The following is a 26,292-nucleotide window of genomic DNA, read 5'->3' as shown; positions in this document are numbered from 1 at the left end:
GACAGCCATGGACTTTGGATTCATTCTTGCCAGCGCTGCCGGTGAAATTTTCAGCCCGACGACGGCCGCGTACGCCCTCGCTGCGCTCGGCCTCGCCGTGCACTTCGGCTACTCCGGCCTGCTGAACTTTGGCCAGGCCGGCTTCATGGCGGTGGGAGCCTACGGCTTCGCCATCTCCACGCTCACCTTCGGTGTACCGTTTTTCGTTGGACTGCTGATCGCCATCATTGCCTCCGCAATTTTTGCGCTGCTCCTCGGCATCCCCACCCTGCGGCTCCGGGCAGACTACCTCGCCATCGTGACCATTGCAGCGGCGGAAATCGTCCGGTACATCGTGACCACCAACCAGCTCACCTCGGTGACCGGTTCAGCCAACGGTCTGGCGGCCTTCGAAGGCGGGTTCTACGCCATGAACCCCTTCCCCGAGGGCTCCTACTTCGGCATGAACAACCGCGACTTCTTCATCCGCGTGGTGGGCTGGGCACTGGTTGCCCTCTGCTGCACCCTGGTGTGGCTGCTGATGCGCAGCCCCTGGGGACGCGTCCTCAAGGGGATCCGCGAAGATGAGAACGCCGTCCGGTCCCTGGGCAAGAACGTCTATGCCTACAAGATGCAGGCACTCATTATCGGCGGCGTCCTTGGCGCACTCGCCGGCATGATCTTCACCCTCCCCCGCGGAGCGGTGCAGCCGGCCAACTACGGCACGGAACTGACGTTCTTCCTCTACACCTGCCTCCTGCTGGGAGGCCTGGGCACCGTGCTCGGACCGGTCATCGGCGCGATGATCTTCTGGGTTGTCCTGTCACTGACCCAAGGCATCCTGTACGGCCTGATCGAGTCAGGGGCCATCACCTGGCTGAACACGGTCCAGGCCGGGCAGCTGCGCTACATCCTGGTTGGCGTCGCGCTGATGCTGCTGATGATCTTCAGGCCCCAGGGCGTCTTTGGAAACAAGAAGGAGCTGGCGTTCGCATGAGCATGCACAGCGAAGAACCAACACCGGCCGGTCCGGGCGAGTTGGACTACATGACCGACACCCGACCCATCGCGGCCGGAGAAGTGGGGCCCGGCTGCAAAAAGCGCGACCCCATCGTGGTGGCAGAGAACGTGACCCGCAGCTTCGGAGGCATCAATGCGGTGGACGTCGAATACCTCGAAATCCCCCGCCACAAGATCACGGCGCTCATCGGCCCCAACGGCGCGGGCAAGACCACCCTCTTCAACCTGCTCACCGGCTTTGATACACCCAATACCGGAAAGTGGCAGTTCGAAGGCAAGAGCCTCGCCGGAGTGTCTCCCTACAAGGTGGCGCGGATGGGCATGGTGCGCACTTTCCAGCTCACCAAGGTCATGGGCAAGCTGACCGTGATGGAGAACATGCGCCTCGGCGCGGCAAACCAGCCCGGCGAGCGGCTGTCCAAGGCGCTGTTCAAGGGCATCTGGGGCGGCCGGGAAAAACAGATCACCGGCGAAGCCAACGTGCTGCTGGAGAAGTTCAAGCTCGACGCCAAAAAGGACGACTACGCGGCGTCGCTGTCCGGCGGCCAGCGCAAGCTCCTGGAGATGGCCCGGTCCCTCATGGTGCGGCCCAAGCTGGTGATGCTTGACGAACCCATGGCAGGCGTCAACCCGGCCCTGACCCAGTCGCTGCTGGACCACATCAAGAACCTCAAAGCCGAAGGCATGACCGTCCTCTTCGTGGAACACGACATGCACATGGTCCGCCACATCGCAGACTGGGTGGTGGTCATGGCCGAGGGGAAAGTGGTCGCGGAGGGCCCGCCCGGTGAAGTGATGAAGAACCCTGCGGTCATCGACGCCTACCTTGGTGCACACCACGACGTCGACCTCGGCGACTCCGAAGGCCTCAAGGAGCTCGCAGCTGAACTTGTGGCGGACGAGGAATCGATCGTCGGAACCGAAAATGCGGGCATTATCTCCCTCGACATTGTGGCCAAGGAGGCGGACGAGGACCGCCCCGACCGGACCCGGGGCCGCCATGGCAGCACGGATACAGGCAGCACAGAGAAGGACAGCCAATGAGCAGCACCAGCGCGGCACCAGCCGCACACCCAGTCATTGACGGGGACTCGGTGGTCAAGGTCACCGACCTTGTGGCGGGCTACCTGCCGGGAGTCAATATCCTCAACGGCTGCAGCATCGAGGCCCGCAAAGGCGAACTGATCGGGATCATCGGGCCCAACGGGGCCGGCAAGTCCACCCTTCTGAAAGCAATGTTCGGCCTGGTGAAGGTCCATTCGGGCACGGTGGTGGTCCGTGGCCAGGACATCACCGGGCTGAAGGCGAACAAGCTGGTGACCCGCGGGGTGGGCTTCGTCCCGCAAACCAACAACGTGTTCGCTACGCTGACCATCGAGGAAAACCTGCAGATGGGCATGTTCCAGCGCCCCAAGGATTTCGCCGAACGGTTCGACTTCGTGGCCGGCCTGTTCCCGGAACTTGGCAAGCGGCGCGCGCAGCGGGCCGGCTCGCTGTCCGGCGGTGAACGCCAGATGGTGGCCATGGGCCGCGCACTGATGATGGATCCGGCCGTGCTGCTGCTTGATGAGCCGTCCGCGGGCCTCTCCCCCGTCAAGCAGGACGAGACCTTCCTGCGCGTCCATGAGATCAACCGTGCAGGCGTCTCGGTGATCATGGTGGAACAGAACGCCCGGCGCTGCCTGCAGATCTGCGACCGCGCCTACGTCCTGGACCAGGGCCGGGACGCCTACACCGGCACCGGCCGCGAGCTGATGAAGGATCCCAAAGTCATCCAGCTCTACCTCGGGACGCTGGCCGACACCGTCGAGTAAGGCACACTCCACACAAAGGAGCCCCCGTCCTGTTTGAACTGCTCCCTGGAAGTTGGACTGAGAAATTCAGTTCTGACTTCCGGGGAGCAGTTTTTTGCGTGTAGATAGTTCGTTGTCCGAGGCTCAGCGTGAGGCGGCTGTAGCGTGGTTTGAGAAAGGCCTTGCAGATAAGGCGACAGCTAATCTGTTGGGCGTGTCTAATTGGCCGGTCAAGAGGCTGTATCGGCGGTGGAGGATTCATGGCCAAGGAGCGCTGGTGACCAAGCCGACAAAACAGTCATACTCTTTCGAATTCAAGCTCGCTTTGGTCGAACGGTTCCTCGCCGGCGAGACTGCCCCTGATTTGGCAGCAGAAGCTGGCCTGTCCTCTCCGGTCCTACTGAGAACGTGGGTGCGCGCCTACCGTCTTGAGGGCCCGGACTCCTTGCGACCAAAACCAAAAGGCCGACCTCGGAAGCCCGACACCCCGCCCGTTGAACCATCCGAGCTGGAGCGGCTGCGCCGTGAGAACGAGCGTTTGCGGGCAGAAGTGGCCTATCTGGGAAAATTGCGGGCCTTGAGGGCTCAAGAACAACGGTGAAGGTCCAGGCCCTGACTGCCCTCAAGGCTGACTTCCCGCTTCCTGTTCTGCTGCAAGTGTCGGGTCTTGCCCGATCGACATTCTTCTATCACCAGTCACGACTCCAGGCTCCAGACCCCCAAGAGGCCCTCAAGGCCACAGTCACGGAGATCTTCACGACGAACCACGGCCGGTACGGGCACCGCCGTGTCCACACGGAACTGCTCAAGCAGGGCTGGATACTCGCGAAGAAGACCGTGCTGAAGCTGATGCGCACACTCGGGCTGGCCTGCAAGGTCCGGCGGAGGAAGCGCTACAACTCCTATCAAGGCGAACAAGGCACTGCCGCGCCTAACCTGCTGAACCGGGAGTTCGAGGCCACCGCCCCGAATCAGAAGTGGGTCACGGACGTGACTGAGTTCAGTGTCGGCGACCGGAAGCTCTACTTCTCGCCGGTCATGGACCTCTTTGACCGGCAGATCGTCGCCCATTCGATTAGCCCGTCCCCGAACCTTGCACTCACCAACTCTTCGCTCAAGCAAGCCCTCGCCTGCCTGGAACCCGGTCAACATCCGGTCGTGCATTCAGACCAGGGCTTCCAGTACCGTCACGCCTCATGGAAATCGCTCCTCAAGGACGCTGGCGCAGTCCAATCCATGTCCCGCAAGGGAAACTGCTACGACAACGCCGTGATGGAAAACTTCTTCGGTCACCTCAAGGAAGAGATGTTCCACCACGTTCGGTTCATCAGCACCGACGCACTGACCGCAAACCTAAACGAGTACATCCGCTGGTACAACAACGACCGGATCTCGACAAAGCTCGAGGGCCTGAGCCCGGTGCAACACCGAGCCCAGGCCCTCGCGGCTTAGGATCTTACTTGGCCAGTCCAACTATCGGGGACCACTTCAGTTGGACGCTCCTTCGTGTATCAGGCAGGGCTGTTAGAGCTTGCCGAACTCTTCCTTGACTGCTTTGTACTTGTTGTCGTCTTGGTACTCGTAGATGCCGATGTAGGCTTCGGTCGGGTCGCCGGCGTCCGAGAAGGTCACCGGGCCGGACTGTCCGTCATAGTCCGCGTTTTTACCCTCACGGATCAGCTTGACGCAGGCGGCGTAGGAGGTGCACTTCTCGCCGCCTTCAGAGACTTCCTTGAGCTTGGCTGCAATATCCACGCCCTTGGTGCTCTTCGCCGACTCGGCTGCCAGCGCGATCAGGTTGACGGCATCGTAGGACTCACCGGCGTAGCTGTAGTCCTTCAGGGCGGGGTCGATGGCCAGCAACTTCTTCTTGAAGTTCTCCTGGGCGAAGGTGCCCGGGATGGTGCCCCGCGCGCCCTTCAGGGTGCCCGCCTGGAAGTCCTTGCTGTAGTCGGAGGTGTTGCCGTCCACCAGGAACATCTGGGTGGGCTTGACACCCTTGCCCGTCATCAGCGGGACGATGCTCTTGGCCTGGTCAAAGGTGATCAGGGCGATGGCATCGGGCTTGGCGGCAATGACCTTGTCCACCTGGCTGCTGAACTGGGTATCGCCCTCATTGAAGAGCTCCTCCGCCACAACCTGGCCGCCAGCCGATTCAAAGGCCGATTTGATGTTCTTGGCCAGCCCGGTTCCATACGCGTCATTCAGGACGATCATGCCCACGGTCTGCGCGCCGCAGGTAGCCATGTAGTTGCCAAGCACCTTGCCCTGGAGAACGTCGGAAGGCGCAGTACGCCAGTACAGGCCCTTGTCATCCCAGGTGGTGAAGTCCGGTGACGTGTTGGCCGGTGAGAACTGGATAACGCCCGCACCGGTGATCTGGTTGATGACCGTCTTGGACACGCCCGAGGACGCTGCACCGATAATGGCACTCACGCCCTGGCCCAGCAATGCGGACGTGGACTGCGTGGCAATATCGGTCTTGGTGTCACCGGAGTCGCGGTGGATTACTTCGACCGGCTTGCCAAGGACGCCGCCCGCCTTGTTGACTTCCTCGATGCCAAGGTTGACGCCGGCGATTTCGGGCGGGCCGAGGAAGGCCAGCGAGCCGGTGGTGGGAAGCAGCGAGCCGATCCGCAGCGGGGTTTCAGTAGTGGCGGTTGACGGCGGCACCGAAGGGGTCTCGGCAGGCTGGCTGGCGGCCGCTCCTCCGCCGCCCTCAGCTGCCGGACACGCGATTCCTGCCGCAGATCCGGTGGCGGAAGTTTCGGTTGCCGTGGGTGTGGACGAACCGCCGCATGCCGTTGCCATGAAGGCAACGCCGATGCCAAGCGCTGTCAGCTTGGCAACGCGGGTTCCCGCCTGGGGGAATAAAGTCATTTACGAGCTCCTCGATCTAAAGGTGCGAACGGCCTTTGACACGAAAAACCAGGTGTTCCTGATTTAGTTTTCAAGCTAATGCATATACACAGGGAACATAAGTGACTGAGGTCACATCCTTATAACAGTAGTTGCATATGTGGAATTAAACGCAGGAAGCCGCCCGCTGCGTGCGGACGGCTTCCGTTCTCCGGGCCCTTGGCCTGCTCTTGTACCCCAGGTGGGACTCGAACCCACAACACGCGGATTTTAAGTCCGCTGCCTCTGCCAATTGGGCTACTGGGGCGCCCGGTCAATGGTATCCCGTCAAACGAGTGAGAACGGCTCTGCGTACCGGAAGGTGCCGTGGACTCCGCCCGGCCAGAGCGCGAGCGGCAGCAGCTGGAAGTAGTCTCCCCAGGATTCCTCGGGCGGCAGGACCCCCAGCGAGGTGGCCGGGACGAAACCAAACCGGGAGTAATACGCGGGGCTGCCCAGGAGGGCGATGCCGCTCTCCCCGGCAGCGTTCGCCCGGCTGATGGTCTCCTTCATGAGCGCCGAACCAATACCGTGCCGTTGGAGCCGTGGCGTGACCCCAAGGGGGCCCAGTCCCAGCAGCGGGTGCTCGCCCACCCAGCCCCGGGTGCTGATGACGTGGCCCACCACTTCAACGCCCTGAACCGCCACCACGCTGAACCCGGGCAAGTACTCACGGGACTCGAAAAGCCCGCGGAGTACCCGCACCTCCACCGGCTCGCCCTCCACGGGCAACCCGGTGACCGGCGAAACGGCAAAGGCATCAGCCGTGAGGGCCAGGATCGCTTCCCGGTCCTCCGGCGTTTCGTCCCGCAGCACCGGCTCCGACGGCGGCGACTGCCGGCTCCGCGCGGAAAGTTCGGCAAGGACCTCAAGTGCCCGGGGCGCATCTGCCACCGGCACCAGCAGGTGGTCGTGGTGGAAGCCGGCGAGGACGTTGCAGCTGATCCTGGCGTCGGTGAGCGCCTTGCTGACGGCGGCGGTGAGGCCTACAGCCTCCAGGGCGGAATGCACCTGGAGGGTGATCCACGCACCCACGAAGTCGTAGGGCAGGCCTTCCTTCTCCGCAACCGCACGGGGCAGCACCACCGTGAGGCCTTCCGCCTCGCGGACTGCCGCCTCAATGCCCTCCACCATGGTCCTGCCGTAGGGCCACAGCACGTAGACGTATTCGCCGTCGCGCTGTACCGGGCGCATCCCGGCCAGCAGTGCCTCAAGGTTCTTTTCGCCAGTCATGATGCCAGTTTAGGAGGCGGGCAACGCCGTTGGCTGGAAGTGCAGCCGGGCCGGACCCATCCTGCCGGGCCCACGCAAACGGCGGCTGCCCCCTGGAAGGGGACAGCCGCCGTCGGACGTTACGGCGCAGGGCGCAGCCAGGCGCTATTTGGCCTTGGCCGAAACCGCTTCCTTGGCTTCGGCAGCGGCTGGTGCCGTCGCCGTGGAACCGGACCCTGCGGACACGGAGGCGGGCTCAGGGGCGGGCGCCGGAGCCGCCGCAGCCGCCGGCCTGGGTGCCGGAGTGGCTGCTGCCACGAAGGCGCCGCGCGGGTTGTCCAGGTCCAGCAGCTGAGTGGTATCGCGGCCGGCAAAGAAGGCGATAACCCAGTTCAGGATCACGCGGAACTTGCGCTCGAACGTGGGCATGGCGAGGCCGTGGTAGCCGCGGTGTGCAAGCCACGCGAGGCCGCCCTTGAGGCCGATGCTGCCAACCAGGTTGATGTTGGCGACGCCCTTCCACTCACCGAAGCCGGCTACAGCACCAAGGTTCTTGTGCTTGTAGTCCTTGAGCGGCTTGTCCCAGCGCGAAGCCCACAGGTTCTTGGCGAGGCGCTTGGCCTGGCGGAGGGCGTGCTGGGCGTTGGGGACGCAGGTACCGTCCGGGAGGCCCTTGCCGGTGAGGTCCGGAACAGCCGCGACATCGCCGGCGGCCCAGGCGTTGTCGATAATGCCTTCGTCACCGGCGATGCGGAGGTCCGGCAGGACGCGGACGCGGCCGCGGGGCTCGAGCGGGAAGTCGGTGGAGCGGACCATGGGGTTGGCCTGCACGCCGGCGGTCCACACGAGGGTGTCCGCTTCGAACTCCTGCGCCGGGGACTTGTCCGGAAGGTTGATGAGCTTAAGGGTGCCCTCGGCGCTGTCCAGCGAGGTGTTCAGGAGCACCTCGATGCCGCGGCCGCGAAGGTGCTCCACAACCCATTCGGCCTGCTTGGCGGTGACCTCGGGCATGATCCGGCCCATGGCTTCAACCAGGACGAAGCGGACTTCCTCCTGCTTGACGCGCGGGTTGTTCCGGACGGCGGCCCGGGCAAGGTCCTCCATCTCGGTGATGCATTCGATGCCGGCAAAGCCGCCGCCGACCACCACGAAGGTGAGGGCCTTGGCGCGGGCAGCGGGATCGGTCATGGTGGAGGCCAGTTCGATGCGCTCCAGGACCTTGTTGCGGAGGGCGACAGCTTCCTCGATGGTCTTCAGTCCGATGCCCTTGTCCGCGAGTCCCTTGATGGGGAACGTACGCGTGATGGCGCCGGCCGCCAGGACGACGTCGAAGTACGGAACCTCGAAGGGAGCCCCGCCATCGGCGGGAGCCACAACCGCGGTGCGGTTCTCGTGGTCGATCGAGGTAACGCGGCCCTGGATCAGTTCGGTCTGCTGGAGGTGCTTGCGGTGGGAGACCACAGCGTGGCGGGCCTCGATGTTTCCGCCGGCTACCTCAGGGAGGAAGGGCTGGTAGGTCATGTAGGGCAGTGGATCCACGAGGGTGACGATGCCACCGGCGTTCGCGATCTTCTTCTGCAGTTTGAGTGCTACGTACAGGCCGACGTACCCGCCGCCGACGACGAGTACCCTGGGACGGTCCTGGAGCTCTGGGGTGGTTGCCATGGGTTTAAGAATACAACAGTTTGTGAAAATCTTCACTAACTGGGAGTCCGGCCCGTAATCTCGGGTTTTCCGCGGGATTCCACCCTGTGGACAGCTCCCGTTTCCACTTCTTCACGGAGCAGGGCGGGATTCCTGGCGGCCCGGCGCAGCTGGACCGCGGCGGCCGCGATGATCGCCACGAACAGCACGGCAAACCCAATGACGACGGCGGCGCCGATGGCGCTGTCACGCTTCGAGGGCGCCTCAGCCGCAGGCACCGTAGCTTCCGGCAGCGTAGGGACTGCGCTGGGAACGTCGGTGGTGGGCAGCGGCGCGGGAGAAGCCAGGTTTCCCCTGCGGTGGACCCGGATCCATTCGGCGATGGACCCCAGCGGGTTTCCGGTGACTTCCGGGACATCGTCCTTCAGCGCCGCCTCGGCGTCCAGCACGCCGAAGCCGTACAGCGGATCCTTGCCCGGCGCCCCGGCATCCTTGGCCGTGGACACAATTCTGTTGATCACCTGCTCGGCGCTCATGGCCGGCCATTTGGAGCGGATCAGTGCCGCCACGCCGGAAACGATGGGGGCGCTGCCGGACGTTCCGGCCCATTCGGCGTAGCCGCCGCCCGGAAGACCGCCCAGCAGGTTCTCCGCCGGGGCGGCCACGCCGATACTGATGCCCTGGGAGGAGGCGTCAACGCTGGCCGCGCCTTTGCGGTCCAGGCCGGCGACCGTGAGGACTCCGGGGATGGTGGCCGGAGCCCCCACCTGGACGTTGCCGCCCACCCGGTTTCCGGCAGCCGCAACGATGACCACGTCCTTCTGTTCGGCATAGAGGAACGCCGCATCCCAGCTCTGGGGCCATTGCGGAGTAGTGCTGCCGAGCGAGATGTTGATGACCTTAGCTCCGTTGTCCACGGCCCAGCGGACTGCTTCCGGGATCTGGTCCTGGTCGCTCTTGCCCGAGGGGTTGGTGGAGCCCAGCCAGGTGGAGACCGAGAGAAGCTCGGCCTCGGGCGCCACGCCTACGATTCCCTCCGGAGGCAGGCCGGCGGGCCCGGGGGCCGGGCTGGGGCTGGCGCTGGCCGGCTGGTGTCCGCGTCCGGCAAGCATGGTGGCCACCAGCGTGCCGTGTTCCGGCTTCACGCCTACGCTTTTCTGTCCGTCCGGTTGGCCCGAGCCGGAGGCGTCGTAGCCGCCGCTCACGGCGCCCTTGAGGTCCGGGTGCTGCGCGTCAATGCCGCTGTCGATGATGGCCACCTTTACCCCGGCGCCCTTGGAAACTTCCCAGGCCTTGGTGATGCCGGACTCAGGAAGCCAGTACTGCTTGTCCCGCCATTCGTCCGCGTGCGCTGCGGGAGCGGCGAAAAGGCCGGTACCCAGGCAGCAGGCAGCCAGGAGCAGGGCAAGCACCGCCGAGGCGGCACGGCGAAGCTGGGGCGTTGCCCGTGGAATGAAGTGGTGCATCCGCTCAGCCGATGCTCAGGGCGATGCCGTCGAGGATGTCATGCTCACTGGCGGTAGCTGTGGCGACGCGGCCGCCGGTCAGCTCCCCCAACTGTTCCAGGATGCGCCGCCACACCAGGCCGCCGGCACCAATCACGTCGACCCGCCCCGGGTGCATGTAGGGCAGCGCGGCCCGCTCCGCCCTGGTCATTTCCAGAAGGCCGCTGGAGGCCGCCCGGACGGTTTCCAAGGGCAGTTCGGCGCCGTGGATTGCATCCGGCAAGTACTCGGCCAGTCCGAGCGCGTGTGCGGTGATGGTGGTGATGGACCCGGCAACACCGACGACGGCGGTGGCGCGTTCCAGCGGTACGTCGCGGCGGGCGCGGGCGATGGCGGCGTCCACGTCCGCTTCGGCGTCCGCTATCTGCTGGGCAGTGGGGGGATCGTCCCGGAGGTGCCGTTCAGTAAGGCGGACGCAACCGATGTCCACGGACTTCGCGGCGGTAACCCCGGCAGCCGTGCCCAGGACGAACTCGGTGCTGCCGCCGCCCAGATCCACCACCAGCACTTCGTGCCCGTCCAGGATGGGCAGCACGCTGCTGGCACCGGCGAAGGACAGGGCGGCTTCCTCGTCGCCGGAGATCACTTCGGGTTCCACGCCCAGCAGGTCGCGGATCCCGTCCACGAAGACCTGCCGGTTGCGTGCGTCGCGGCTGGCGGAGGTTGCAACAAAACGGACCCTGGCCGCGCCGTGGTCGCGGATGAGCGCGGCATAGTCAGCGGTGGCCGCAAAAGTGCGCTCCAGCGCCTCCGGTGCCAGCTCGCCCGTTGCGTCCACCCCCTGGCCCAGCCGCACCACGCGCATTTCCCGCACCACGTCCTTGAGCGAGGTGGTGCCGTTGGCCCGTTCAACGTCGGCAATCAGGAGGCGGATGGAGTTGGTGCCGCAGTCAATGGCTGCAACGCGTGTCACTCCGGGGCTCCTGCCGTGTTGGCGGATTTCCGCACCGGGGCCGGCCGGCCCACGATGTCCGGCAGGCCCTGCGGCCCGTGGCGGCTCAGGTCCCTGGAAGGTGCCTCGCCCGTGGTGTCCCAGGCGCCGTCGCAGTAGCACCTGTCCGCGGTCCACCATTCGGTGATGCCGGCCAGTGCCTGGTCTCCGAGCGGGTTGACACCGGGACCCGCGGCCAGGGAATGCCCCACCAGGACGTGCAGGCATTTGACGCGCGTGGGCATGCCCCCGGCGGAGATCCCGTCAATCTCGGGGACGGCGCCGATGCCGGACCGCTCTCCGATGGCGTTGCGGGCCGCGAGGTAATCTTCGTGTGCTGCGCGGTGGGCTGCGGACAGTTCCTCATCGCCGGCCAGCTGTTCATTCATCTCATTCATGACGCCTGCGGCTTCGAGCCGCGACACCGCCGAGGTGATGACCGGGTGCGTCAGGTAAAAGGTGGTGGGAAACGGGGTCCCGTTGCTGAGCCGGGGAGCTGTGGCGGCCACGAGTGGATTGCCGCAGACGCAGCGCGCAGGAATCTCCACCACATCGCGGACCGGCCGTCCCAGCTGGCGGCTCAGGACTTCAAGATCGTGCGCTGATGGTTGGCGGGATTCGTCCCGGGCGGCTGCCGTGTTGTGTTCCACTGTGGCGGGCCGTCCTTCCTGTTGCGGTTCAGTCTGTAGCCGCGCGCGTGATGGACTCCCACAGGGAATCCACCCACGGCAGATCGGCGGGGTCTTGTGCTGCTGTACCGGCCTGGCTGCTGGTTTCTCCGGCCGGCAGATCGCTGCCGAAGACCCAGTAGCCGGTTTCTCCCGGCATAACCATGTTAATGCGGTCGCGGGCCTGCTGCTTCACGTAGTTGGGGTCCTGCCACCGGGAGACCTGCTGCCGCAGGGTGTCGCCTTCTGCCTGGCGGGCAGCGATATCGGCGTTCAGCGCGTCGATCTCGGCCTTCTTGTCGAAGAAGATCTTCACCGTGGGCGCCAGCATGATGGTGATGGCAATCATCACCACGGCCAGCGCCAGCATCCGCCCGGAGAATGCCTTGGCCGGTACCGGCTGCTGGTCTTCGTCGTCCGCCGGAGCCGCCGGAGTTGCCTTGTCCCCGGTTGCCTTGTCCCCGGCTGCGCTGCTCCCCTTGCGGCTGGCCGGTCCAGGCCCCTTGCGGGAAGGCTGGTCCGGGCGTCCGGCTGCCGTGCCGGCCGGCTGTGCGCCGGCCCGTTGTGCATCCGCCGCGTGACCGGCCCTTGTGTCCTTGCCCGGGCCGAAGTCCGCGCGGATGACGTCCGCACCCTCGGAGGCTTCCTTCGCGGAACGGGATGGGGCGACCTTGGGAACTTTGGGACGGCGGGTAGCCATGACACTCCTGAAACGCGCAGCCTGCCTGGGCCGCCACTATCTGGGCTGAAACAAGTGCTGCCGGAACAGCAACGGTGGCTATGGTCTTTCAACCATAGCCACCGTTGTTTGCTTTACGCGGCTACTAGCCCTTGAAACGCGGGAACGCGCTGCGGCCTGCGTAGCGGGCGGCGTCGTCGAGTTCCTCTTCGATGCGCAGCAGCTGGTTGTACTTGGCCACGCGCTCCGAGCGGGCCGGGGCGCCGGTCTTGATCTGGCCGGCGTTGGTGGCCACCGAGATATCGGCGATGGTGGTGTCCTCGGTTTCGCCGGAGCGGTGCGAGGTGATGGTGGTGTAGCCGGCGCGCTGGGCGAGGCTGACGGCGTCGAGCGTCTCGGTCAGGGAACCGATCTGGTTGACCTTCACCAGGAGAGAGTTGGCGGTCTTGGTGTCGATGCCGCGCTGCAGGATGGCGGGGTTGGTGACGAAGAGGTCGTCGCCCACCAGCTGCACCTTGTCGCCGATGGAGTCGGTGAGGGTCTTCCAGCCGTCCCAGTCGTTCTCATCCAGCGGGTCCTCGATGGAGACCAGCGGGTAGTCAGCCACGAGCTCGGCGTAGTAGGCGCTCATCTCGGCGGAGGTCAGGGACTTGCCTTCGAACTGGTACGCGCCGTCCGTGAAGAACTCGGAGGAGGCCACGTCCAGGGCCAGCGCGATGTCCTTGCCCGGGGTGTAGCCGGCGTTCTTGATGGCTTCCTGGATCAGGTCCAGTGCAGCACGGTTGGACGGCAGGTTCGGCGCGAAGCCGCCTTCGTCGCCCAGGCCGGTGGCGAGGCCCTTTTCCTTCAGGACGGACTTGAGGGCGTGGTAGACCTCAACGCCCCAGCGCAGGCCCTCGGAGAAGGTCTCGGCACCCAGCGGGACAACCATGAATTCCTGGATGTCGACGTCGGAATCCGCGTGGGAGCCGCCGTTGAGGATGTTCATGAGCGGCACGGGCAGGACGTGAGCGTTCGGGCCGCCGAGGTACTTGTAGAGGGGCAGGTCAGCGGAGGCGGCGGCGGCGTTGGCCACGGCCAGGGAAACGCCCAGGATGGCGTTGGCGCCCAGCTTGCCCTTGTTCGGGGTGCCGTCCAGGTCCAGCATGGCCTGGTCGATGCTGCGCTGGTCGGTGGCGTCGAAGCCGGTCAGGGCGGGAGCGATCTGGTCGATGATCGCGTCAACAGCCTTCTGGACGCCTTTGCCAAGGTAACGGCCCTTGTCGCCGTCGCGCAGTTCAACGGCCTCGTGCTCGCCGGTGGAGGCACCGGAGGGAACCGCGGCGCGGCCGATCTGGCCGTCGGAGAGCAGGACTTCAACTTCTACGGTCGGGTTGCCGCGGGAATCGAGGATCTCGCGGGCGTGGATGGCATCGATAAGCGCCATGAATTTGCTCCTTATGGGCGATTAACGGGGGGATCTTGCAGAAAGACTCGACGTACTCGTCACAGACCAGCGTAGTCGAGAGTGGTTCGGGTTACGGAAACCTATTTAGCCCCGGACGTCATGATGGTGCGGTTATCCCGGGTTGTGCTGCCGCGGCCACGCGCCGCTGGTAGCGCCGCACCGCGCCACGGAGGGCCCGCTCGGCGTCAAATCCACCTGCGTGGGCGGAATTCACGACGGCGAGCAGCAGGTCCCCGAGCTCTTCCTCGGACGTGAAGCGGGCACCATCCGCCGGCGGCAGTATCCCCGCTGGTTGGGGTAGCCCCAGCCCGGCCCGCGCCGCGCGGTCGATGGACTTCTGCGCCCGGGCCAGCGCGGGAAGCGCCTGGGGAATGCCCTCGAACGGATCCTGCCGCTCCGGACGCTCCGCCCGCTTCACGGCATCCCACTTCTGCACGATCTCCTCGACAGTTGCCGGAAAGCTGTCCTGCAGGGAGCCGTCGGGACGGAACACATGCGGGTTGCGGCGGACCATCTTGGCACCCAGGCCGCGTGCGACGTCGTCGAACGTGAAGGCGCCGCGCTCCTCAGCGAGGCGGGCGTGCAGGACCACCTGAAGCAGGACGTCGCCCAGCTCCCCCTGGAGCTCGGCGTCGGTGTCCTTTTCCCCCGGCACGCCGGCCTCGATCGTCTCGGCCACCTCGAACGCCTCTTCCAGCAGGTATTCCACCAGGGACGCGTGCGTCAGGGCACGCATCCACGGGCAGTGTTCCCGCAGTTGCGCTATGACCGTCACGAGGCTTTCGGAGGGAGTTTCAGCCAAGGTTCGCGTAGGTGTCGTTGATGTACTCCACCAGGGCTTCCTTCTCCTCAAGCGGCAGGAAGGCAGCCTCGGCCGCGTTGAGCGTCAGCTCCAGCAGGTCATCGAGGTCGTAGTCGAAGGTTTCCACCAGCAGTTCGAACTCGTCCGTCAGGGTGACACCGCTCATCAGCCGGTTGTCGGTGTTGATGGTGACGTTGAAGCCGAGCTGGTAGAGCATGTCCAGGGGATGGCTTTCGATGCCCTCGCCGAAACCGGCGATCGCACCGGTCTGGAGGTTGGAGGAGGGGCAGATTTCCAGCGCGATGCCGCGGTCGCGGATCCAGCTGGAGAGGTCTCCGAGGGTGACCAGTCCGATCGTGTCCTCTGCATCGTCGTCGAACTCCACCATGATGTCCTCGGCAATCCGGACGCCGTGGCCCAGCCGCAGGGCGCGCCCGTCCACCAGGGCGGACTGGATGCTGTCCAGCCCTGCCGCCTCGCCGGCGTGCACGGTGGCCGGGAAGTTCTGCTGCGCCAGATAGGTGAAGGCGTCCCGGAAACGGGAAGGCAGGAAGCCGTCCTCGGCTCCGGCGATGTCGAAGCCGACCGCGCCCTTGTTGCGGTGGCGGACGGCGAGTTCAGCGATTTCCTGGCCGCGGTCTGCGTGGCGCATGGCGGTGATGAGCTGGCCCACCTGGATCTCGCGTCCGCTCTCCCCCACGGCTTCGACGCCGGCTTCGAGGCCTTCCTGCACGGCCTCCACGGCCTGGTCCAGCGTGAGGCCCCTCTGGAGGTGCTGCTCGGGCGCCCACCGGACTTCGCCGTACACCACGCCATCGTCCGCGAGATCCTCAACGAACTCCTTGGCAACCCGGAACAGGCCCTCGTGGGTCTGCATGACGGCCACGGTGTGGTCAAAGGTTTCCAGGTAGCGGACCAGCGAACCGGAGTTGGCGGACTCCCTGAACCATTCGCCCAGCGCCACGGGATCGGTGGACGGGAGCGTGTGGCCCACGGCGTCGGCCAGTTCGATGATGGTGGCCGGACGCAGTCCTCCGTCCAGGTGGTCGTGGAGGGAGACCTTGGGCAGGTTCTTCAGGTCGAAATCGATGGCAGGGGCAGCGTCAACAATGGGCTCAGTCACGTTCCCACCTTAGGGTGGGCGGGAGTTCAAAGCCAGCCGCTAATGCGCGGCAGGTTTGCCGTCCCGGGCCGCGGGGGTGAGGACTGCCGAGCTCCCGTTACCGGGGTCCCGGGCGCCGGAGGAACCGCCGTCAAGCCACTCATCAACCTCTTCGGCGTCATTGCGGGCAAGGTGCTTGTGCCACCAACGCAGGACGTGGTCGATGACGATGCCGAGCACGATGGCGAAGACCACGGCTATGCCCGCGCTAAGCAGCGGATTGTGGTGGAGCCAGGGGAAGGAACTGGCCAGCAGGCCGATGCCGATCGAGTAGCCCACCCACGTGATGCAGGCGAAGGCATCCAACAGGAAGAAGCGGCGGTGGGCGAAGCCCGTGCTGCCGGCCACGTAGTTGACGGCGACCCGGCCCCACGGGATGTAGCGGGCAGTGAAGATCAGCACGGCGCCGCGCTTTTGCAGCTCGTAGCGCGCCCAGCCGAAGGCTTTCTGGACCTTGGGGCGCCGCATCCACTTCCACCGGTCCAGGCCGATCCGCCGGCCGAGCATAAATGCCATGTTGTCCCCGGCGATGGCCCCGATCAGGGCTGTCAGGCCGAGGATCCAAAGATTGGGCTCTCCGCTGTGCCGGGAAAAGGCCGCCAGTGCCACGATGAGGGTCTCGCTGGGGACCACCATCGCGAAACCGTCGACGAAGAAGAACACGAGCAGTATCGGGTAAATCCACCATTGACCAGCTGCATGGAGCACGGCCTCATTAATAAACTCCACGCGGGTCTTGCTCCTATGCAAAATGGCGTAGCCGTAAGGGGCCGCAGCCAAAGCGGAAATCGTTCCTAAGTGTCCCATGTCCAAGGCGCGATTCGCTACGCCCTGGCCTTTACGGAACAACGCTTCAACTACGCTTCCGGTTCCTTCATCCGCTCCACCATCGGGGGACGGCGACGGAGGCGGTTGATGCCCAGGTCCACCATGATCCCCAGCGCCACGGCGCAGATGATGGCGATGGCCGCGCCCAGAAGGTGGTTGTCCTCGAACCACTGCCCGAAAAACAGCCCGATCCCCACGGAGTACCCGGCCCAGAGAGTCGCGGAAAGAACGGTGAGGCCGATGAAACGCAGGTGGGGATAATGCGTGAAGCCAGCTGTCAGGTTCACTGCCACCCTCCCAATTGGCACGAACCTCGCCACGAGGATGAGCGAGGCCGGACGCTTCCGCAGTTCCCTGCCCGCCCACCGGAACGCGCTCTGCATCCGGGGGTTACGCATCCAGCCCCACCTCGTGGTGCCCACCTTGCGGCCGATCAGGTAGGCGATGTTGTCCCCCGAAAATGCCCCCAGCGCCGCCACCAGCATCAGGACCCAGGGGTTGGGAACGTCCGCGGTGGCGGCAACGGCGGCGAGGCCCACCACCACCGATTCGCTGGGGATGGGCGGAAAGAAGCCGTCAATGACGCAGCAGGCCAGCACCAGGACCAGCACCCAAGGCTGCCCGGCCGCGGCGAGGATGAAGTCATTGATGGCCTGCATGGATCCCTATGCTATTCGGTCGATGATCAGCCGCTGCGCCGGCCGCGATCCCTCGGGCGCAATGACCACTGCGTGCTCCAGGGCTTCCCTGGCCCGCGCGAACCGTTCGGGGGTGTCCGTGAGCAGCGTCATCAGGGGCTCGCCGGCCCGGACCACGGCGCCGGGCTTGGCGTGCATGCGGACCCCGGCGCCGGCCTGCACGGCGTCCTCCTTGCGGGCACGGCCGGCACCCAGGCGCCACGCCGCAACACCGACGGCCAGGGCATCAAGTTCCACGAGCACCCCGTCCGCCGGGGCGTAGACCACCTCGGATTCCCGGGCCGCCGGGAGTTTGGCCCGCGGATCGCCGCCCTGGGCCGCGATCATGCGGTTCCAGACATCCATGGCACGGCCGTCCCTGAGGGCGGCGGCCGGATCGGCGTCGTTCACTCCCGCAGAGGCCAGCATTTCCTCGGCGAGCCTGACGGTCAGCTCCACCACATCCTCCGGGCCGCCGCCGGCAAGCACCTCCACGGATTCTTCGACCTCGATGGCGTTGCCCGCGGTCAGTCCCAGCGGAGTATTCATGTTGGTGAGCAGCGCCACGGTGTTCACTCCCGCGTCCTTGCCCAGCGCCACCATGGTCTCGGCAAGCTCCCGGGCATTGGCCTCATCCTTCATGAAGGCGCCACTGCCCACCTTGACGTCCAGGACCAGGGAGCCGGTCCCTTCCGCGATTTTCTTGCTCATGATGGAGGAGGCAATCAAGGGAATGGCTTCAACCGTGCCGGTGACGTCCCGCAGTGCATACAGTTTCCTGTCCGCAGGAGCCAGGCCGGCGCCGGCGGCGCAGATCACGGCGCCCACGTCCTGGAGCTGGGCCAGGATTTCCTCATTGCTGAGGGAGGCACGCCAGCCAGGGATGGATTCAAGCTTGTCCAGGGTGCCGCCGGTGTGGCCAAGGCCCCGGCCGGAGAGCTGCGGTACGGCGACCCCGAAAACCGCAACCAATGGCGCGAGCGGCAGGGTGATCTTGTCCCCCACGCCGCCCGTGGAATGCTTGTCCGACGTGTACTTCAGGCCGCCGTCAGGCCGGCGGAGGCTGGAGAAGTCCATCCGTTCACCGGACGCGATCATCGCAGCGGTCCACCGGGCGATCTCGGTGCGGTCCATGCCGTTGAGCAGGATGGCCATGTTCAGGGCTGCCATCTGCTCGTCCGCGATGGCGCCGCGGGTGTAAGCATCAATGGTCCAGTCGATCTGTTCCGGGCTGAGCGTGCCCTTGTCCCGCTTCACGCGGATGATGTCGACGGCGTCGAAGGGTTCCGCAGTGTTGTCCACTGCGCGGGTCTCTGTCACCTTATGAGTCACTGTGTTTCCTTCAGGTGTTCGGGACCGAAGGCGTCAGGCAACACCTGGTCCATGGACTTGATGCCTTGGGTAGTCATGAGCTCCATATCCGGGGCGCGGAATTCGTACAGCAGCTGGCGGCAGCGTCCGCACGGCATGAGGATGTTGCCGCTGCCGTCCACGCAGTAGAACGCCCGGAGCAGCCCGCCGCCGGTCATGTGCAGGTTGCCCACCAGCGCGCACTCGGCGCAGAGGGTAAGGCCGTAGCTGGCGTTTTCTACATTGCAGCCACTGACGATGCGTCCGTCGTCGGTCAGTGCCGCCGCTCCCACCGGGAATTTCGAATAGGGAACGTAGGCGTGGCGCATGGCGGCGACGGCGGATGCCTCCAGCGCAGCCCAGTCAACCGGCCTTGGTGCGCCCGCAGTGCCGTCCACGACGTCAGCCCTTGACATAGGGGATGCCGCTGGCCGCCGGTCCCCGGGATTTGCCCACCAGACCGGCCACCGCAAGGACCGTGACCAGGTAAGGGAGCATGGCCATGAACTGGCTTGGAACCGGCGTGCCGATGATCGTGACGATGCTCTGGAGGTTGTCCGCGAACCCGAACAGGAGCGCTGCGAAGAACGCTCCGATCGGGTTCCACCGGCCAAAGATCAGGGCTGCCAGGGCGATGAAGCCGCGGCCGCCGGAGATCTCTTTGGTAAAGCTGTCGATGGCCACCAAGGTGAAGAAGGAACCGCCGATGCCTGCCACGGCACCGCCAAGGGTGACGTTCCAGAACCGGGTGGCATTCACGTTGATGCCCAGGGTGTCGGCGGCCTGCGGGTGTTCGCCCACGGCGCGCACCCGCAGGCCCCAGCGCGTCTTGAACAGGCCCACCCAGACCACCAGGACGGCGACGTACATGAGGTAGCCCACCAGTGACTGCCGGAAGAGAATGGGGCCGATGACGGGGATGCTGGAAAGGACGGGGATTTCGATGATGTCCAGCCCCGGCGGCGAGTTGAACTGCGCCTTGTTGGCCTGCATCACCGTGCTGAACAGAAACCCGGTCAGGCCCGAAACCAGCACATTCAGGACCACGCCGACGATGATCTGGTTCACCAGGTACTTGATGCTGAAAAGAGCCAGGACCATGGACACCACGGCACCGGCCACGGCGGCGGCCAGCAGGCCGATGAAGGGGTTCTGCGTCATGCTGGCCACAATGGCGGCGGTGAACGCACCGCCGAGCAGTTGGCCCTCAATGGCGATGTTCACCACGCCCACCCGCTCGCAGAGGACGCCGGACAGTGATCCGAATACCAGCGGAACGGCGAGGGTCACGGAGCCGGCGATGAGGCCGGCCAGCGAAATGTTCGGGGTCCGGGCGCCGCCCACCACCCAGATGAGGAACGCGGCCGTGAACAGGACGATGAAGGTCACCGTCAGCCAGCCCGGGGCCGGCATGCCCTTGGTCTTGAGGTACACCGCATAGGCAGCGAGGCCCAGCAGGAGGATGGACAGCACAATGCCGCCGGCGGCCGCGTTGACCGCCAGGGCCGGCAGCTGGAAGAAGTCTTCCCCCGTGGAAATGCCAAAGCTGGCAGTCTGGTTAGGGGCCATCAGGCCAAAGAACACCAATGCGATCAGGCCGAAAGCCGTAAGCATCGCCGGCGTCCGCCAGCTGACGGGTTTGGTGGAGACGGCGGAGCCTGCCTTCGTTGAGGCATCCTCCGGCTGCGGTTTTCCGGAGCGGGGCGAGGAAACTGTTGTGCTCATGCTGCACCTCCGGTGGTTGCTGCCTTACGGGACTTGCCGGCTTTGGCCGGTTTCCTGCGCCTGGGATTGAGTCCGAACACGGCCCTGACGAGTGGCGGTGCCGCGATGAAGAGCACGATCAGGGACTGGACCACCAGGACGATGTCGATGGGCGTGCCGGTCTGGATCTGCATCTGGACCGCCCCGGCCCGGAAGGCGCCGAACAGCAGGCCGGCCGCGAAGGTGCCCCACGGCGTCGAACGCCCCAGCAGGGCCACTGTGATGGCGTCGAAGCCATAGGTGGCGGCAACGCCGTCGGTGAGGACCTTCTCGGTGCCGGCCACCTGGGCGACGCCGGACATGCCCGCCAGCCCTCCGGCGAGGGCCATCACCAGGATGGTGGAGCGGGACACGTTGATGCCCGCCGTCTGCGCCGCCTTGGGGTTCGCGCCTACTGCGCGGAATTCGAAGCCCACGGTGGAGCGGTTCAGGAGCCACCAGACCAGGACAGTGGTGGCTATGGCCAGGAGGAAGCCGAGGTGGAGCCGGTACTGGGTGCCGAAGATCTGCGGGTAGACAGCCGTGGGGTCCAGGATGGGCGAGATGGGGTTCGACTCCCCCGGCCGCTGGAACGCCGGGGTGTTCAGCAGGTACCGCAGGAAGTACAGCGCGATGTAGTTGAACATGATGGTCAGGATGACTTCGTGGGCCCCCGTGCGGGCCTTGAGGAGTCCGACGAGTCCGCCCCAGAAGGCACCGCCGATAATGCCGGCCACCAGGACCAGGAGCAGGTGCAGGCCCACGGGAAGGTCGAGCGCGAAACCCACCCAGGCGGCCAGGATGCCGGCCACGATGATCTGGCCTTGGGCGCCAATGTTGAACAGCCCCGCGCGGAAGGCCAGTGCTACGCCCAGGCCGGCCGTGATGAGAGGGGTGGCGATGGTGAGGGTCTCCATGAACGGCGCGAACTGGGCGGCAACGCTGTTGCCTCGGGGGTTGAAGACCGAGCCTTGGAACAGGGCTACATAGGAACGCGTGGCTGCGTTCCAGACGGCGGACAGGAAGTCGGTGGGCCGGGCGAAGAAGTACGTGGAGGTGGTGGCCACCTGCTTGTCGGTGCTGGCGATCAGCAGCCCGCCGATGATGAGGGCAAGCAGGACCGCCAGGACGGAGACCATGCCGCTGCCGGTGAAGATCTTGCGGAGCAGGGTGTCGGGCCCGCCGGGGATCTTCCCGCTTTGGGCGGTGGCCGGAACGGCGGACGGTTCCATGACCCCGCCTGCGGTATCAACCGCGACGACGGCGGCCGTCCGGTCCTCCGAGGCAGCGGGCTCCTGCGCTTCAGGGCCAGGCTCGCCGGCCGCGTGCTTGGGGGGATGCGTGTCAGACATGGTCGCCTCCTTCGGCGTCGGATACGGAAGCCGTGGTGGCGGGGCCCTGATCACTGCCCGTTGGGGCCGTATGTTCCTCCGGCGGGATGCCCGCCATCATGAGGCCCAGGACGTCGCGGCTGGTTCCTGCCGGAACCACGCCCACCAATTTGCCCTTGTAGAGCACGGCGATCCTGTCGGCCAGTTCCATCACCTCGTCAAGTTCGGTGGAGACGATCATGACGGGAGTGCCCTGGTCCCGTTCAGCCACAATCCGCTTGTGAAGGAATTCGATGGATCCCACGTCAACGCCGCGGGTGGGCTGGGAGGCGATGAACAGGCGCAGCGGACGGGACAGCTCGCGGGCCATCACCACTTTCTGCTGGTTGCCGCCGGAAAGCGTTCCGGCGGCAAGGGCTCCTGAAGGGGTCCGGACATCAAACTCTTCGATCCGGGTAGTGGCGTTTTCCAGCACCTTGGCAGGGCTCATGCTGATGCCCTTTGCAAAGGGGGCCTGATCGTACCGGTCCAGGATCAGGTTCTCGGCAATGGAGAAAGTGCCGATAAGGCCGTCAACGGAGCGGTCCTCGGGCACGAAGCCCACTCCTGCGTTCAGCACCTCCTTGACGCTGCGGCCCACGAGCTCCCGCCCATCCAGCAGGATGGAACCGTGTACCCGGTCCTGCAGGCCGAGGATCGCCTCCGTCAGCTCGGTTTGGCCATTCCCCTGGACGCCCGCAATTGCAAGGATCTCGCCCCTGGCTATTTCAAAACTCAGGCCGTCCACGACGTGCTGGCCGTTGGGAGCGATGACGGTGAGGTCCCGGACCTCGAACGTCTTTTCCTTCGGCCGGGCCGGGGCTTTATCCAGTTTGAGGTTGACGGCACGGCCCACCATCATGGATGCCAGTTCGGTAGTGGATGCCGCAGGGTCAGCCGTCCCCACCACCTTGCCGCGGCGGATTACCGTAATAGTGTCCGAGACTGCTTTCACTTCCCGCAGCTTGTGGGAAATGAAGACAATGGACGTTCCGCCGGACTTGAGCTGGCGCATGATGTCCAGCAGTTCGTCCGTTTCCTGCGGGGTCAGGACGGCAGTGGGTTCGTCCAGGATGAGGACCCTGGCATTGCGCACCAACGCCTTGATGATCTCCACGCGCTGCTGGACGCCCACCGGCAGGTCCTCCACCAGTGCGTCCGGGTCCACGTCGAAGCCGTACTGGTCCGAGATCTCCTTGATCCGGCGGCGCGTTTCGTCCAGGTTGAGGAAGCCGGCGGCCTTGGTGGGCTCGGCGCCCAACGCCACGTTCTCGGCGACGGTGAAGACGGGAACCAGCATGAAGTGCTGGTGCACCATCCCGATCCCTGCCGCCATGGCGTCTCCCGGTCCACGGAAGGAAACAGGCTTGCCGTCAACGAGGATCTCGCCCTCCGACGGCTCGTAGAGCCCGTACAGAACATTCATGAGGGTGGATTTTCCGGCCCCGTTCTCACCCAGCAGGCAGTGGATCTGCCCGGATTCCACCACCACGTTGATGTGGTCGTTCGCCACCAGGGTGCCAAAGCGTTTAGTGATCCCTCTGAGTTCAAGTTTCAAAACTCTGACCAATCTCGAAGCGTCCAGTGATCAACTGGACGGGATATGTGGCTGCAGCACCAAGCCTAGTGGGTGCAGTCATGGGAAAGGCAGGCTGCGGCCGGGTAGGGGCAGCCAGCAAAAAAGCGCCACCGCCCGGCCAGTCGGTAACCGGCCGGGGGTGGCGCTCAGGCGGGGTCAGGCCTTGGGGCTTGCCGCGGACTCGACCTTCAGTTTCCCGTCGATGATGTCCTTCTTGATCTGGTCCAGTTCGGACTTCAGTTCGGCGGGGACCTGGGAGTCGAGGTCGTGGAACGGGGCCAGCTGAACGCCCTCGTTGGCCAGGGTGCCAACGTACGGCGTGTTGCTGAACTTGCCTTCCTTGTCCTCCTTGACGACTGCCTCAACGGCGTCGCCCATCTGCTTCATGACCGAGGAGAGCATGATGTCCTTGTAGTCAGGAGCGGTAAGGTAGCCATCGGAGTCAACCCAGATGAGCTTGACGTCCTTGCCGGCGGCCTTGGCCTCCTTCAGCGCGGAGCCTGCGCCCTTGCCCACCGGACCGGCCACGGGCATCACGATGTCCGCGCCCTGGTCCAGGAAGTTCTGGGTGAGCTGCTTTCCGACGTCCTGTTTCTCGAAGTCGCCGGTGAAGCTGCCGTCCTGGGCTTCCTTGTTCCAGCCAAGGAGCTTGACGTCCTTGCCCTTCTTCTCGTTGTAGTACTTCACGCCGTCCGCATAGCCGTCCATGAAGATGGTGACGGTGGGGAGCTTGATGCCGCCGAAGGTGGCAACTGTTCCGGTCTTGGTGGTTCCCGCGGCGAGGTAGCCGGCGAGGAAGGCAGCCTGGGCGGTGTCGTAGATGATCGGCTTGACGTTGCTGATCGGCGTTGCGTAGCCAAAGTCGACGATGGCGAAATGGCTGTCCGGATTGGCGGTAGCGTGCGTCTTGGTGGCATCGCCGAGCAGGAAGCCTACGGTGACGGTGAGGTCGCAGCCGGCCGTGACCATCGCCCTGAGGTTGGGTTCGAAGTCGTTGTTGGTCTTCGACTCCACCTGGTTGACTTTGATGCCCAGGTCCTTCTCGGCCTTCTTGAGGCCCTCGTAGGAGGATTGGTTGAAGGACTGGTCATCGAACCCGCCGGAGTCGGAAACGATGCAGCCGGTGTAGTCGCTGGCTCCTGCAGTTGGGGTGCTTCCGGCTTCGGGGGCTGCGCCACAGGCGGTCAGCACGAGCGCCGAAGCACCGAGCGTAGCCACGCCGGCCATTGAACCGCGCTTGAAACTTTCACGCAGTGATTTCTTCAATTTTCCTCCAGGATGAAGAGAGTGGCGCTACGGCTCGAATTCAATGAGTGTCCGTTTCTGCACTGAAATTCTGTTGTCACTGAGGGCACGCAGCACTGCGCCGGAGCGCACTGATGGCACCCACTTTAGTGGCCCGCGCCACGTCCGGTAGCACAGCCGCAGGGTATCCCGAAGATTGTTTACAAGTTGTTACCAACCAGTAGGGGGCGCCACCGGGTAGCGGCGCCCCTGCCGCTTGATGACGGCCGCCGTAAGCGGCGGCCGGCTAAAGGCGGACCAGCATCTTTCCGGTGTTCGCCCCGTCCAGGAGGTCCATGAACGCCTGCGGGGCGTTCTCCAGCCCGTCCACGATCGTCTCGTCATACCGGACGGTGCCGTCGGCCAGCCAGCCCGCCATCTTCCCGGCGAACTCCGCGGCGTGTTGCCGCTGGCCGCCCACCAGGAACCCCCTGAGCGTGAGCTGCTTGCCGATTGCAAGCATCAGGTTGCGGGGCGCAGGCGTTGGTTCGGTGGAGTTGTACTGGGCTATGGCCCCGCACAGCGCCACCCGCCCGCCCACGTTGAGGACGGCCAGTGCCGCCTCCAGGTGCTCTCCGCCCACGTTGTCGAAGTAGACATCAATGCCGCCGGGGCCGGCGGCCTGCTCCAGTTGGCCGCGTACGGGCCCGTCGTGGTAGTCGAAGGCGGCGTCGAAGCCCAACTCCAGGAGCCGTGCCACCTTGGCCGGGGAACCTGCCGAGCCGATGACGCGGGAAGCGCCCATTGCCTTTGCGATCTGTCCTACGAGCGAACCGACTGCCCCTGCGGCGCCGGAGACGAAGACGGCGTCTCCCGGAGCGAATTGGGCGACCTTGAGCAGCCCGGCGTAGGCGGTCAGGCCGGTCATGCCCAGGGCGCCGAGGAACGCTGACGCAGGCGCCAGGTCCGTGCGGGCAGTTTTCGTGGCTGCCGCAGCTACCACCGCGTAGTCCCGCCAGCCGAGGGAATGCACGACGACGTCCCCCTCCTTGCGCTCATTGGAACGGGACGCGACCACCTCACCCACCGCGCCGCCGTCGAGCGCTTCATCCAGGGCGAACGGCGCTGAATAGGACTTCACGTCATTCATGCGCCCCCGCATGTAGGGGTCCACGGACATGAAGAGGTTCCGCACCAGGACCTCGCCGTCACGGAGTTCGGGCAGCCGGGATTCAGCCAGTCGGAAATTCTCCGGCGCGGGCCGGCCCACCGGGCGGGAGGCCAGCTGGATTTCGCGGGTGCTGGCGGGCAGGGTTCCGGCGCTCATGCGGCGTACTCCATGACCCTGATGTCCACACTGATGTTGCCGCGGGTGGCGTTGGAGTAGGGGCAGATTTCGTGCGCCTTGGCCACAAGCGCCTCGGCCGCTGCCAGGTCAAGGGCAGGGAGCGCCACCTCCAGTTCAGCAGCGAGTCCGAAACCGGCGCCGTCCAGCTGGCCCAGGTGCACCTTGGCGGCGACTGCGGAATCCGTCAGGTCGGCGCGTTCCTTGCGGCCCACCAGCCGGAGTGCCGAGTGGAAGCATGCGGCGTAGCCGGCGGCGAAGAGCTGCTCCGGATTGGTGCCCTGACCCGTTCCGCCGAGCTCCACGGGGCTGGCGAGGCTGACCTCGAGCTTGCCATCGCTGGTGCGCGCGGTGCCGTCGCGGCCTTCACCCGAGGCAAGCGCCTCGGCAGTGTAAAGAGATTTCACGGGTGGTATCCGTCCTGTAGGGGTTGAAT

General features: G+C 65.4%; 25 protein-coding genes and 1 tRNA gene. 5 read left to right on the top strand and 21 right to left on the bottom strand.

Translation table 11 applies throughout. The annotated features are described in order from the left end of the window. Positions 1 to 7 precede the first annotated feature (7 nt). The 5 genes from C3B78_RS05685 (at position 8) to C3B78_RS05670 (ending at position 4,244) form a co-directional block, all read left to right on the top strand. Positions 8 to 976 (top strand): branched-chain amino acid ABC transporter permease, encoded by a 969-nt coding sequence (locus C3B78_RS05685; protein ID WP_104997201.1) that lies wholly within the window; start codon positions 8 to 10, stop codon positions 974 to 976. Beyond that, entirely contained in the window at positions 973 to 2,043 is a 1,071-nt protein-coding gene (locus C3B78_RS05680) for an ABC transporter ATP-binding protein (protein ID WP_104997200.1), read from the top strand. Before C3B78_RS05685 ends, C3B78_RS05680 begins: the two co-directional genes overlap by 4 nt. After that, positions 2,040 to 2,813, top strand: a complete 774-nt coding sequence (locus C3B78_RS05675) for an ABC transporter ATP-binding protein (RefSeq protein ID WP_104997199.1) — start codon at positions 2,040 to 2,042, stop codon at positions 2,811 to 2,813. The genes C3B78_RS05680 and C3B78_RS05675 overlap by 4 nt, the downstream gene beginning before the upstream one ends. Positions 2,814 to 3,069: 256 nt before the next feature. Then, a complete protein-coding gene (locus C3B78_RS19985; RefSeq protein ID WP_234005536.1) occupies positions 3,070 to 3,393 on the top strand; it encodes a helix-turn-helix domain-containing protein in 324 nt (107 codons plus the stop codon). Continuing rightward, entirely contained in the window at positions 3,390 to 4,244 is an 855-nt protein-coding gene (locus C3B78_RS05670; protein WP_234005535.1) for an IS3 family transposase, read from the top strand. Before C3B78_RS19985 ends, C3B78_RS05670 begins: the two co-directional genes overlap by 4 nt. Before the next feature lie 72 nt (positions 4,245 to 4,316). Here the strand turns inward: C3B78_RS05670 and C3B78_RS05665 are convergent, their stop codons facing one another. The 21 genes from C3B78_RS05665 to C3B78_RS05565 form a co-directional block, all read right to left on the bottom strand. Further along, positions 4,317 to 5,672, bottom strand: a complete 1,356-nt coding sequence (locus C3B78_RS05665) for an ABC transporter substrate-binding protein (RefSeq protein ID WP_104997198.1) — start codon at positions 5,670 to 5,672, stop codon at positions 4,317 to 4,319. Between the two features lie 212 nt (positions 5,673 to 5,884). Next, a tRNA-Leu gene (locus tag C3B78_RS05660) sits at positions 5,885 to 5,958 on the bottom strand. Between the two features lie 20 nt (positions 5,959 to 5,978). Beyond that, on the bottom strand, positions 5,979 to 6,923 hold the full coding sequence (locus tag C3B78_RS05655; RefSeq protein ID WP_104997197.1) for an N-acetyltransferase: 945 nt from the start codon (positions 6,921 to 6,923) through the stop codon (positions 5,979 to 5,981). 144 nt (positions 6,924 to 7,067) lie between these two features. Beyond that, complete coding sequence (locus tag C3B78_RS05650; RefSeq protein ID WP_104997196.1) at positions 7,068 to 8,567, bottom strand: NAD(P)/FAD-dependent oxidoreductase; 1,500 nt, start codon at positions 8,565 to 8,567, stop codon at positions 7,068 to 7,070. 35 nt (positions 8,568 to 8,602) lie between these two features. Continuing rightward, a complete protein-coding gene (locus C3B78_RS05645) occupies positions 8,603 to 10,012 on the bottom strand; it encodes a S8 family serine peptidase (RefSeq protein ID WP_104997195.1) in 1,410 nt (469 codons plus the stop codon). A gap of 4 nt (positions 10,013 to 10,016) precedes the next feature. Then, on the bottom strand, positions 10,017 to 10,964 hold the full coding sequence (locus C3B78_RS05640; RefSeq protein ID WP_104997194.1) for a Ppx/GppA phosphatase family protein: 948 nt from the start codon (positions 10,962 to 10,964) through the stop codon (positions 10,017 to 10,019). After that, positions 10,961 to 11,632, bottom strand: coding sequence for a DUF501 domain-containing protein (locus C3B78_RS05635; protein WP_104997193.1), 672 nt, complete (start codon positions 11,630 to 11,632; stop codon positions 10,961 to 10,963). Before C3B78_RS05635 ends, C3B78_RS05640 begins: the two co-directional genes overlap by 4 nt. A 28-nt stretch (positions 11,633 to 11,660) precedes the next feature. After that, positions 11,661 to 12,350, bottom strand: a complete 690-nt coding sequence (locus C3B78_RS05630) for an FtsB family cell division protein (protein ID WP_104997192.1) — start codon at positions 12,348 to 12,350, stop codon at positions 11,661 to 11,663. A 124-nt stretch (positions 12,351 to 12,474) separates the two neighbouring features. Beyond that, complete coding sequence (gene eno, locus C3B78_RS05625) at positions 12,475 to 13,755, bottom strand: phosphopyruvate hydratase (protein ID WP_104997191.1); 1,281 nt, start codon at positions 13,753 to 13,755, stop codon at positions 12,475 to 12,477. Positions 13,756 to 13,873: 118 nt separating this feature from the next. Beyond that, a complete protein-coding gene (locus C3B78_RS05620; protein ID WP_104999657.1) occupies positions 13,874 to 14,512 on the bottom strand; it encodes a MazG nucleotide pyrophosphohydrolase domain-containing protein in 639 nt (212 codons plus the stop codon). A gap of 58 nt (positions 14,513 to 14,570) precedes the next feature. Beyond that, positions 14,571 to 15,701 (bottom strand): adenosine deaminase, encoded by a 1,131-nt coding sequence (locus C3B78_RS05615; protein ID WP_104997190.1) that lies wholly within the window; start codon positions 15,699 to 15,701, stop codon positions 14,571 to 14,573. A gap of 39 nt (positions 15,702 to 15,740) precedes the next feature. Next, positions 15,741 to 16,469 carry a DedA family protein gene (locus C3B78_RS05610; RefSeq protein WP_104997189.1) on the bottom strand — a complete coding sequence of 243 codons (729 nt, stop codon included), beginning with the start codon at positions 16,467 to 16,469 and terminating at the stop codon, positions 15,741 to 15,743. Between the two features lie 128 nt (positions 16,470 to 16,597). Next, the gene (locus tag C3B78_RS05605) at positions 16,598 to 17,227 is read right to left on the bottom strand and encodes a DedA family protein (protein WP_104997188.1); all 630 of its coding nucleotides are present in this window, start codon (positions 17,225 to 17,227) and stop codon (positions 16,598 to 16,600) included. Positions 17,228 to 17,233: 6 nt separating this feature from the next. Then, positions 17,234 to 18,577 carry a thymidine phosphorylase gene (locus tag C3B78_RS05600; protein ID WP_234005534.1) on the bottom strand — a complete coding sequence of 448 codons (1,344 nt, stop codon included), beginning with the start codon at positions 18,575 to 18,577 and terminating at the stop codon, positions 17,234 to 17,236. Continuing rightward, positions 18,574 to 19,011, bottom strand: coding sequence for a cytidine deaminase (locus C3B78_RS05595; RefSeq protein ID WP_104997186.1), 438 nt, complete (start codon positions 19,009 to 19,011; stop codon positions 18,574 to 18,576). The genes C3B78_RS05600 and C3B78_RS05595 overlap by 4 nt, the downstream gene beginning before the upstream one ends. Beyond that, complete coding sequence (locus C3B78_RS05590) at positions 18,998 to 20,320, bottom strand: ABC transporter permease (protein ID WP_104997185.1); 1,323 nt, start codon at positions 20,318 to 20,320, stop codon at positions 18,998 to 19,000. The genes C3B78_RS05595 and C3B78_RS05590 overlap by 14 nt, the downstream gene beginning before the upstream one ends. Continuing rightward, the gene (locus C3B78_RS05585; RefSeq protein ID WP_104997184.1) at positions 20,317 to 21,690 is read right to left on the bottom strand and encodes an ABC transporter permease; all 1,374 of its coding nucleotides are present in this window, start codon (positions 21,688 to 21,690) and stop codon (positions 20,317 to 20,319) included. Before C3B78_RS05585 ends, C3B78_RS05590 begins: the two co-directional genes overlap by 4 nt. Further along, on the bottom strand, positions 21,683 to 23,266 hold the full coding sequence (locus C3B78_RS05580; RefSeq protein WP_104997183.1) for an ABC transporter ATP-binding protein: 1,584 nt from the start codon (positions 23,264 to 23,266) through the stop codon (positions 21,683 to 21,685). The genes C3B78_RS05585 and C3B78_RS05580 overlap by 8 nt, the downstream gene beginning before the upstream one ends. Before the next feature lie 177 nt (positions 23,267 to 23,443). After that, positions 23,444 to 24,553 (bottom strand): BMP family lipoprotein, encoded by a 1,110-nt coding sequence (locus C3B78_RS05575; protein ID WP_442778258.1) that lies wholly within the window; start codon positions 24,551 to 24,553, stop codon positions 23,444 to 23,446. Positions 24,554 to 24,818: 265 nt separating this feature from the next. Beyond that, positions 24,819 to 25,838, bottom strand: coding sequence for an NADP-dependent oxidoreductase (locus C3B78_RS05570; protein WP_104997182.1), 1,020 nt, complete (start codon positions 25,836 to 25,838; stop codon positions 24,819 to 24,821). Next, complete coding sequence (locus C3B78_RS05565; protein WP_104997181.1) at positions 25,835 to 26,263, bottom strand: organic hydroperoxide resistance protein; 429 nt, start codon at positions 26,261 to 26,263, stop codon at positions 25,835 to 25,837. Before C3B78_RS05565 ends, C3B78_RS05570 begins: the two co-directional genes overlap by 4 nt. Between the last annotated feature and the right edge of the window lie 29 nt (positions 26,264 to 26,292).

The sequence above is a fragment of the Arthrobacter sp. PGP41 genome, from assembly GCF_002953935.1.
Classification (GTDB): Bacteria; Actinomycetota; Actinomycetes; order Actinomycetales; family Micrococcaceae; genus Arthrobacter.
Note: the sequence above shows the minus strand (reverse complement) of the source record. Positions and strands in the feature narration are given on the sequence as shown.

Bases quoted from the DNA above. Each gene is read 5' to 3' on its own strand.
- C3B78_RS05685 (WP_104997201.1), top strand. From the start codon at position 8: ATGGACTTTGGATTCATTCTTGCCAGCGCTGCCGGTGAAATTTTCAGC.
- C3B78_RS05680 (WP_104997200.1), top strand. From the start codon at position 973: ATGAGCATGCACAGCGAAGAACCAACACCGGCCGGTCCGGGCGAGTTG.
- C3B78_RS05675 (WP_104997199.1), top strand. From the start codon at position 2,040: ATGAGCAGCACCAGCGCGGCACCAGCCGCACACCCAGTCATTGACGGG.
- C3B78_RS05665 (WP_104997198.1), bottom strand. From the start codon at position 5,672: ATGACTTTATTCCCCCAGGCGGGAACCCGCGTTGCCAAGCTGACAGCG.
- C3B78_RS05655 (WP_104997197.1), bottom strand. From the start codon at position 6,923: ATGACTGGCGAAAAGAACCTTGAGGCACTGCTGGCCGGGATGCGCCCG.
- C3B78_RS05650 (WP_104997196.1), bottom strand. From the start codon at position 8,567: ATGGCAACCACCCCAGAGCTCCAGGACCGTCCCAGGGTACTCGTCGTC.
- C3B78_RS05645 (WP_104997195.1), bottom strand. From the start codon at position 10,012: ATGCACCACTTCATTCCACGGGCAACGCCCCAGCTTCGCCGTGCCGCC.
- C3B78_RS05630 (WP_104997192.1), bottom strand. From the start codon at position 12,350: ATGGCTACCCGCCGTCCCAAAGTTCCCAAGGTCGCCCCATCCCGTTCC.
- eno (WP_104997191.1), bottom strand. From the start codon at position 13,755: ATGGCGCTTATCGATGCCATCCACGCCCGCGAGATCCTCGATTCCCGC.
- C3B78_RS05620 (WP_104999657.1), bottom strand. From the start codon at position 14,512: ATGCGTGCCCTGACGCACGCGTCCCTGGTGGAATACCTGCTGGAAGAG.
- C3B78_RS05605 (WP_104997188.1), bottom strand. From the start codon at position 17,227: ATGCAGGCCATCAATGACTTCATCCTCGCCGCGGCCGGGCAGCCTTGG.
- C3B78_RS05595 (WP_104997186.1), bottom strand. From the start codon at position 19,011: ATGTCAAGGGCTGACGTCGTGGACGGCACTGCGGGCGCACCAAGGCCG.
- C3B78_RS05590 (WP_104997185.1), bottom strand. From the start codon at position 20,320: ATGAGCACAACAGTTTCCTCGCCCCGCTCCGGAAAACCGCAGCCGGAG.
- C3B78_RS05585 (WP_104997184.1), bottom strand. From the start codon at position 21,690: ATGTCTGACACGCATCCCCCCAAGCACGCGGCCGGCGAGCCTGGCCCT.
- C3B78_RS05570 (WP_104997182.1), bottom strand. From the start codon at position 25,838: ATGAGCGCCGGAACCCTGCCCGCCAGCACCCGCGAAATCCAGCTGGCC.